Source organism: Nguyenibacter vanlangensis, from assembly GCF_013376155.1.
In the GTDB taxonomy this organism is placed as follows: domain Bacteria; phylum Pseudomonadota; class Alphaproteobacteria; order Acetobacterales; family Acetobacteraceae; genus Gluconacetobacter; species Gluconacetobacter vanlangensis.
The window spans coordinates 1-7,818 of record NZ_JABXXP010000097.1; the positions used below are offsets into that span (position 1 = coordinate 1).

The following is a 7,818-nucleotide window of genomic DNA, read 5'->3' on the forward strand; positions in this document are numbered from 1 at the left end:
GGTGTCGGCTACGGGCTGACCTATCGCGCGGCCGCGCCACGCCGGATCGCCACCATCGCCACCGGCTATGCCGACGGCTTCGCGCGCCAGGGCGCGTCGCGGGGCTGCGCGTGGCTGGATGATATCCGCCTGCCGGTGGTCGGACGCATTTCGATGGATTCGCTTGCCCTCGACATCTCGGACGTGCCGGATTCCCGCCTGTCGCCGGACATGACGGTCGATCTGATCGGCCCGCGCCGTGGCGTCGATGCGGTGGCCGAAGCCGCCGGCACGATCGGGTACGAAATCCTCACCGCGCTGGGCCATCGCTATCATCGCGACTATATCGCGGCCTGAACGCCCTCCCGCTCCCTTCCTTTCCGAAAGCATCGTCACGCATGAAAATCATCGTTCTCGGCAGCGGCGTGGTCGGCGTCACCTCCGCCTGGTACCTGGCCCAGGCGGGGCATGAGGTCACGGTCATCGACCGCCAGCCCGAAGCCGGGATGGAAACCAGCTTCGCCAATGCCGGCCAGGTCTCGCCGGGCTATTCCGCGCCGTGGGCCGGGCCGGGCGTGCCGCTGAAGGCCCTGAAATGGCTGATGATGTCCTATCGGCCCTTCGTCTTCTGGCCGATGCCGGACCCGCATCTGTGGAAATGGCTGGTACAGATGCTGGAAAATTGCACGACCGCCGCCTATGCCCGCAACAAGGGCCGGATGGTGCGGCTGGCGGAATATTCGCGCGACGTCATGCGCGACCTGCGGGCCGATACCGGCATCACCTATGACGACCGGCAGCAGGGCACGCTGCAGATCTTCCGTACGCAAAAGCAGCTCGACGCCGCGGCCGGCGACATCCGGGTGCTGCAACGATACGGCGTGCCGTACGAGGTCCTGGACGCGGCGGGCTGCGTCCGGGCCGAGCCCGGGCTGGTCGACACGGCGCATAAATTCGTGGGCGGCCTGCGCCTGCCGGGGGACGAGACGGGCGATGCGTTCCTGTTCACCCAGCGCCTGGCGGCGATGGCGGCGCAGGCCGGGGTCGATTTCCGCTACGGCACCACCATCCGGGCACTGCGGGAGGATGGCGGCCGGATTTCGGGCGTCGTCACCGATCGCGGCACGCTTACGGCCGACGCCTATGTGCTGGCGCTGGGCAGCTACTCGCCCGCGCTGGTGCGCAAGCTGGGGATCGACCTGCCGATCTATCCGGTCAAGGGCTATTCGCTGACGGCCAGGATCGTGAACGAGGCCCGCGCCCCGGTCTCGACCATCATGGACGAAACCTTCAAGATCGCCATCACCCGCCTCGGCCAGCGGATCCGCATCGGCGGCACCGCCGAACTGGCGGGCTTCAGCACCAGCCTGCGCGCGCCGCGCCGCGCCACCCTGGCCCACTCGGTCGCCGATTTATTCCCCGGCGGCGGCGACATCGCCGGCGCCACCTTCTGGACCGGCCTGCGCCCCATGACCCCCGACGGCACCCCGATCATCGGCCGCACCGGCATCGACAATTTGTTCCTCAATACCGGCCACGGTACCCTGGGCTGGACCATGGCCTGCGGCTCGGCCCGGGTTCTGGCCGATTTGATCTCCGGCCGCATGCCCGAGATCCCGCACGAGGATCTGGGCGTCGTGCGCTACGGGCAGTAGCGGTGGCTGCCGGCATGGGGCAGGATGCGCCCGGGTTCCATGTCGGCATATGCTCCTCATTCAAGGTGCAGACCCAGTTTATGATTTCCTGAGAGAAAACGACGAGCAAGAGCGGACATCAAGACGATAGCGAGGTCGGCGATGGGCATAACCGGGTTGAGCCATATCACCCTAGCGGTGGCTGAAGTGGAGCGGTCTCTGACCTTCTATCGCGACGTTCTTGGTTGCACGGTACGAGCCCTCTGGGCCGATGGCGCGTATCTTGAAGCTGGGTCGATCTGGCTTTGTTTATCCCGTGACGATAATGTTCCATCATCCCCGCGCCAGGATTATACCCATATCGCCTTTACCGTTTCCGAGACGGAATACGCTCTTATAAGCGAACGGCTCATGATTGAATCCATCATCTGGAAGGACAATAAAAGCGAGGGAGACTCGATATATTTCCTTGATCCGGACGGGCATAAACTTGAGATTCACATGGGGTCTCTTGAGACCAGGCTGTCTCATTATCGCGAGAACCCTTCAAAAGCTGTGCGCGTGTTCGATGCGTGACGATTATCGCCTCATGGCGGCCGATAGCCATATCAGATTCCAGTCCCGGTAGCAGACATGAACGCAAGGAGCAGTCCTGCGAAAAATGATGAAAATTCCCGAAGACGTCGCCGTCAAAACCGCCCGTTATTTGTCCGAGTGGGGTTTGACGGAAAATGGGAGACCGACGGTGACGGCGACCTCATATCTGTTTCCGGTTGTTCACGCCGGAACACAGGCTATCTTGAAAATCTCAGCCGACACAGATGAATGCAGAGGCAACGCACTTATGGCTTGGTGGGATGGTAGCGGTGCTGCGCCCGTCATCAATCACGATCGAAATGCGATATTGCTGGAACGCGCTATGGGGCCAGGCTCGCTTGCTCAACTATCTCTGGCCGGCGATGATGACGACGCAACACGAATAATTTGTGTAGTGGCAGCACAACTGCATTCACACAGGGCGCCATGTACGCCGGATATACTTCCCTTGGAAGATTGGTTTGACGATTTACTCCGCTTTGATGCTACGGCTGAAACCTGGCTAACAGACTGTGCGCATGAGGCCCGGAATCTTCTTGCTGAGCAAGCTGACCACACTATTTTGCATGGTGATTTACATCACGGGAATATTCTTGATTTTGGACCGAAAGGGTGGTTGGCGATTGATCCGAAAGGGCTCCGCGGTGAACGAGCGGCTGACTTTGCGGCTCTCTTTCTGAATCCTGATCTCGCTGAGCCAGATGGTCGCCACGTTACTGCCTCATCGCATTTTGTGTGCAGGGTTCAACTTGTTTCTACTCTGGCAGGCCTTGATCCCATTCGGCTGCTGCGTTGGATACGCGCCTGGAGCGCCCTTTCTGCGGTTTGGTTTCTGGAAGATGGCCTCACTCCGCTGGTCCAACGTCAGATCGTCGATCTGGCAAGCACCGCTCTTGAACGCTGAACGGCAAGAGGGCGGTTCACGCCTCGTCCATGCCGGACATCAATCCTTGCCGGCATTCCCGACACGTCCCCAACCTCCCCGCGATCCACCCCATGATCGCCGAAGGTGCGTCCGGGTCGAGCCGGGCTGGTCGACACGGCGCAAGAATTCGTGGGCAGTCTGCGCCTGGCGACTGGGCCCCGGCGTCCACCAAATTCGCGGTTCGCACTATCCTGGCCCTGAGCATTGAACTGGTTACTGAAGAGCACGCGCGATCCTTCCCTCGAAGGCGGCATTCAATCTCTTGTCGAGACAGTCTTCGCGTTCCATATTCCCCCGCGTCGTCCGACACTGCTTATCAGACACGGAGGATTCCAAAATGTATTTCTCTCGGATGGCGCGGTCCGGCGCCATCGTTGCCGTACTGGCTTTCGGCACGGCCACAGGCCCGGCACAGGCGCAGGAGGTGTTGCACGTCGTGGACGCGCGGGGACACCAGGTCGGCGTTCTGGTACCGGTTCCGGATGTTCCTGCCGTCGCGGCATTCGATACCGCGATGTTCGATGCGCTCGATCATATGATGGCGCGGGATATTGCTGTCATGGAAGCGACCGACCGGGAACTGGCTGGATGGCTGAACAGCGCCCTGCGCCCCGTTCCGGCCGTTGTTCCGGCCGTTGACCACGCCATGCCGAGCCAGGGTCTGTCCTGGCGGCGTTTCGAGGTCGTCAGCATCGGCGGCCCCGCCGGCGCATCCTGCACCCAGACGATCACGATGACATCGAACGGCCAGTCGGCGCCGGTCGTTCATGCGTCCAGCACGGGAGGCAGGGCCTGTGCGACGCTCGCCACGCCAATGGCGGTCGAAAATCCCGGACGTCAAGGGATGGACGCCCCGGCCCCGATACCTGCCGTGGACACGCCTATGGCGGCTCCGGCGAACAAGCGCGAGGGGAAGGCCCTGTAAGGCCGACGGCGGCCCGGCACTGTCGGGTCGCCGTAGCAGCGCAGAGGACAAGATATCGAATTTGTAGAAATATTTCAGTAATTATTGTTCTATCATAAATAAATATTCAAAAAAATCAGAAATATAATTGTAAATTTTTGAGGAAAATTCATCTCCCCGTCTCCAGCCAAGACGAATCGATGCATAGGGAGAAATCTACACCTCGTGCCCTCTTGACGACGCAAAAATCTCTTCCAATCTTCTCTCCGCCAGACGCCACCGGGTCTGGCATCGGTTGTGTGATCGGAAAACTGGGATCCATGTTGCTTTGATTGGAGGATGTGGATGTCGAAGCTGAAAGGACTCTATTTTCGCTATCGCCGCTCCCTGCGTATGACCGCCCGGAGATGGCGCAATCGACTGGAAGGAGGCGCGTCATGGTAACGCGTCCTTTCTTTGGCGACGACCCGCTGGCAGAGCGTATCCTCATGGTGCTTCGGCGCCTCGGCCATGACGGAAGAGGCGTTACCCTGACGTCCCTGGCGGCGCATACGGGCATACCCGGGATCAGACTCCGCGCCACGCTGGAACGCCTGATCGAGACCGGAGCGGTCGTACCTGCCGGATGTGACCCTCTGGCCTCGGATCTCGCATTCCGTCTGCCTTTGCATGCAAGGGCGGCACCGCCGGTGCCGGTGGCAGCATAAGGCACCGAGCGCGTCCCGGATCGGAAGCGTCCCTCTCGACCGGACTTGTCGTCCTGGTCGGGACGTATGGTGGAACGAGGCGGCGGCCTTCGGTTGCGGGGTCTTTCAGTGAGAGACCCCGCGTTTGAGCGCCATGTATCGAAACAGCGAGAGCAAGGAGATGTCGAGCCTTATCCATTTTCTCAACCTGACGGCGTTTCAACAATATTGGCGTCGTCGTTCCCCTACGCGCCGGTCATCGGGGGTGATGCGGTCGATAGGGCTGCATCAAGGTGAAAACGCAGACCGGAATGAACTGGTATGCAAGCAGGCCCGGCGTCTCAGCGAAGAGAAGGGATCACGCTTCGCGACCAGCCTCGTCCTGATGCTGCTGTTGGGAACCGTTGCGCCGGCATATGCTCAGTCTCTGCATGATGCACTCTCGTGCGAGGTGGAGACTCAGCCCATCGACATCGCGTCCATGTCGCTACCGCGGGCCGTTCAGACATTGACCCGGCAGACCGGGTGTCCGGTCCTGGTCGACCCTTCCTTGCTGGCAGGGCGGAATGCGGCGGCGGTGAAGGGGGTCTACACGGCCCGGAACGCTCTGATGCATCTGTTCGGTGCCGCGCATGTGGACGTCGCCACCACCATTTCCGGTCTGACCGTCAGTCCTCTGGACGCGCAGGCTCTGGCTTCGGACGACGCCCGGCAGAGGCCGGATGACAGCGCGGTCGCGACGTCGCGGCTATCCCGCGCAGCACCGCATGCACCATTGAACCGCAGCGCGGCGAAATCGCAAGGCGCGGTCTCTTCTCACGAGCCAGTCTGAGGAGTGTGTCGTGACCCTTCATGCCTATACCCAGAACGGGAGCACGATGCCCCCGGCATTTCAGATCAACGCTGACCTGTCTGTTCTGCTGGCCGACTATCTGGGCGATGGCGAGCAGGATCGGGGATATGCAGCCTTGATGCGTCGGGCTGCTGACCACGGGATTTACGACCGGGTCGCCCGCTGGAGAACATCGCCAAACCCGGACGCAACGACGGTGGCGGTAGTACGGACATTGCTGCCCGCGACGGACCGCATGCATATGGCGGACATTCTTGCCCTGTCGGTGGACTCTCTCGAACAGCAACTGACTGTCGCATTGCTAAAAGCCGTGCGGGAGCATGCAAGGACGCTGTCCTGTCGTCTGCCGCGCTGGCATCGGGTTTAAGCGGAGGCCGTGGGCCGGAAGGGCCTACGGCTCCGTCATCGTCCGGTGGCATCCGATGTCAAATCGTCTTCCAGGCTTTAAGGGCACGTTCACGTGCCATGCGATGATCGACGATGGGGGCAGGATAGTTGTCGGGGCGGCCGGAGATCCAGGGCGCATGGATGGCGTCGGCAGGAAGATGGGCAAGTTCGGGAACCCAGCGGCGAATATAGTCCCCGCCAGGATCGAAAGTCCGGGACTGGAGAAGCGGGTTCATAATTCGGAAATAGGGCGCGGCGTCCACGCCCGTTCCGGCACTCCACTGCCAGTTCATCGGGTTGCTGGCCGGGTCGTGATCGACCAGCGTGTCCGCGAACCATCGCTCTCCCTCTCGCCAGTCGATAAGCAGGTGCTTGACCAGAAAGGAGGCGGCGACCATCCGGACCCGGTTATGCATCCAGCCGGTATGCCATAATTCACGCATCCCGGCATCGATCAGGGGATACCCTGTCCGGCCTTGCTGCCATGCCGCCAATTCGCCGGGACTGTCGCGCCACGGCATCGCGTCGAATTCCGGCCGTAAATTTCGCGTCGCCATATCCGGCGTGGAGTACAGGACCGACCATGCGAACTCTCTCCATCCCAGCTCGGTCAGAAACTTTTCGGCGTAAGCGCCGCGCATCGCCGCATCCCATATCCGGCCGGGGCTGAGATGGCCGAACCTGAGAAAGGGCGAGAGCCGGGACGTCCTGTCCTTTGCAGGGAAATCCCGCTCGGCAGCGTAGCGTGCCAGGTCGTATTGCAGGAAGGCGGCGAGCCGGTCCCGGGCACTCTCTTCGCCAGGTGTCCATGTTTCGTGCAGCCCGCCCGCCCAGTCCGGATGCGCGGGGCGCAATCCGTAACGCATGTCCTTTACGGTCAGGTGGTCGAGTGCCGGGGAAAGGCGCGCGAAGACGAGTTTTTCGGGCGCCGGATGAAGGAAAATCGCGGGAGGAAGCGCGCGGGCGGCGCGCCAGAATGCTGTAAAGATTTTATAGGGCTGACAGGAACGTGTGCGGACGGTCCAAGGTTCATGCAAAAGTGCCCCGGAAAAGCTCCGGACCGTGATTCCCTTTGCGTTCAGCATGGTCTCCACGGCGGTGTCCGTCTTTCGCCCTTGGGGATCGTAGCGGCGATTCCAGAACACGGCGCCGGCACCCGTCGCCTGGACGATGGCCGCAAGGACTTTCAGGGCCGGACCGCGAAACACGTGAAGCGCGCCTCCTTTTTTATGGAGGCTTTCGTCAAGCGACCGGATCGCGCCGTGCAGCCACCATCGCGCCGCAGCGCCGGGCAGGCGGTCGTCGTCAAGAACAGCGATGCATAAAACCGGCTGGCCGCGCCTTTCCGCTTCATGAAGCGCCAAATTGTCCGAGATGCGGAAATCCTCCCGGAACCACATGATCGTCGGAGATTGGATCATGACGGCATGGTACGAAGCCGGTTTCTTCTGCGCAAGCGATCCTTAGGCCGTCGCCCTCAATGCGCCGCGATCCATGCCATGATCGCCGAAATCGAGATCACCGAAAGCAGTGTCGAGGTCAGGATGGCGCGGCTGGCGACGTCGGCTTCGCGCTGATAGAGGCGGGCGAGCATGAAGGGGCCGGTGCCGGTGGGCAGGGCGCTGAGGACCAGGGCCTGGTTCGCCCAGGCCGGGTCGATGCGAAACACGCCGAACACCAGCAGCGCCGTCAGCGCGGGCTGGACCAGCATCTTCAGACCGACCACCCGCGCCACCGCACCGAGGGGCGCGCTTCTTCCGCTGGTCTCCGCCAGGAAGAGCCCGATCGTGACCAGCGCGCACGGGCTGGTCGCCGCCCCAAGCAGGCTGGCCAGTTGCTGCGCCGCCGCCGGC

At 62.0% G+C, this 7,818-nt stretch carries 10 protein-coding genes; 8 read left to right on the plus strand and 2 right to left on the minus strand.

Annotation, left to right across the window (positions count from 1 at the left end; translation table 11 throughout):
- The 8 genes from HUK84_RS07370 to HUK84_RS07400 form a co-directional block, all read left to right on the plus strand.
- A partial coding sequence (locus HUK84_RS07370; RefSeq protein ID WP_281362760.1) for an alanine racemase occupies nt 1–336 on the plus strand: 336 nt, incomplete at its 5' end.
- A 41-nt stretch (nt 337–377) separates the two neighbouring features.
- Complete coding sequence (locus HUK84_RS07375; protein WP_176639709.1) at nt 378–1,634, plus strand: D-amino acid dehydrogenase; 1,257 nt, start codon at nt 378–380, stop codon at nt 1,632–1,634.
- Between the two features lie 141 nt (nt 1,635–1,775).
- Complete coding sequence (locus tag HUK84_RS07380) at nt 1,776–2,189, plus strand: VOC family protein (RefSeq protein WP_176639710.1); 414 nt, start codon at nt 1,776–1,778, stop codon at nt 2,187–2,189.
- An 85-nt stretch (nt 2,190–2,274) separates the two neighbouring features.
- Complete coding sequence (locus HUK84_RS07385; RefSeq protein ID WP_218064264.1) at nt 2,275–3,114, plus strand: aminoglycoside phosphotransferase family protein; 840 nt, start codon at nt 2,275–2,277, stop codon at nt 3,112–3,114.
- A gap of 358 nt (nt 3,115–3,472) precedes the next feature.
- Nucleotides 3,473–4,060, plus strand: coding sequence for a hypothetical protein (locus tag HUK84_RS07390; protein WP_176639711.1), 588 nt, complete (start codon nt 3,473–3,475; stop codon nt 4,058–4,060).
- Nucleotides 4,061–4,476: 416 nt separating this feature from the next.
- The gene (locus HUK84_RS23765; protein WP_374729286.1) at nt 4,477–4,746 is read left to right on the plus strand and encodes a helix-turn-helix domain-containing protein; all 270 of its coding nucleotides are present in this window, start codon (nt 4,477–4,479) and stop codon (nt 4,744–4,746) included.
- Nucleotides 4,747–4,870: 124 nt separating this feature from the next.
- Nucleotides 4,871–5,557 (plus strand): hypothetical protein, encoded by a 687-nt coding sequence (locus tag HUK84_RS07395; RefSeq protein ID WP_246285505.1) that lies wholly within the window; start codon nt 4,871–4,873, stop codon nt 5,555–5,557.
- A gap of 10 nt (nt 5,558–5,567) precedes the next feature.
- Entirely contained in the window at nt 5,568–5,945 is a 378-nt protein-coding gene (locus HUK84_RS07400; protein WP_317135249.1) for a hypothetical protein, read from the plus strand.
- 58 nt (nt 5,946–6,003) lie between these two features.
- Here the strand turns inward: HUK84_RS07400 and HUK84_RS23865 are convergent, their stop codons facing one another.
- Complete coding sequence (locus HUK84_RS23865; RefSeq protein ID WP_176639712.1) at nt 6,004–7,386, minus strand: cryptochrome/photolyase family protein; 1,383 nt, start codon at nt 7,384–7,386, stop codon at nt 6,004–6,006.
- 56 nt (nt 7,387–7,442) lie between these two features.
- The coding region (locus HUK84_RS07410) for an AEC family transporter (protein ID WP_176639713.1) at nt 7,443–7,818 on the minus strand (376 nt) is incomplete at its 5' end.

What these genes read in the sequence shown, in the direction of transcription:
- HUK84_RS23865 (WP_176639712.1), bottom strand. Translation starts at nt 7,386, where the DNA reads ATGATCCAATCTCCGACGATCATGTGGTTCCGGGAGGATTTCCGCATC.
- HUK84_RS23765 (WP_374729286.1), top strand. Translation starts at nt 4,477, where the DNA reads ATGGTAACGCGTCCTTTCTTTGGCGACGACCCGCTGGCAGAGCGTATC.
- HUK84_RS07390 (WP_176639711.1), top strand. Translation starts at nt 3,473, where the DNA reads ATGTATTTCTCTCGGATGGCGCGGTCCGGCGCCATCGTTGCCGTACTG.
- HUK84_RS07380 (WP_176639710.1), top strand. Translation starts at nt 1,776, where the DNA reads ATGGGCATAACCGGGTTGAGCCATATCACCCTAGCGGTGGCTGAAGTG.
- HUK84_RS07375 (WP_176639709.1), top strand. Translation starts at nt 378, where the DNA reads ATGAAAATCATCGTTCTCGGCAGCGGCGTGGTCGGCGTCACCTCCGCC.
- HUK84_RS07385 (WP_218064264.1), top strand. Translation starts at nt 2,275, where the DNA reads ATGATGAAAATTCCCGAAGACGTCGCCGTCAAAACCGCCCGTTATTTG.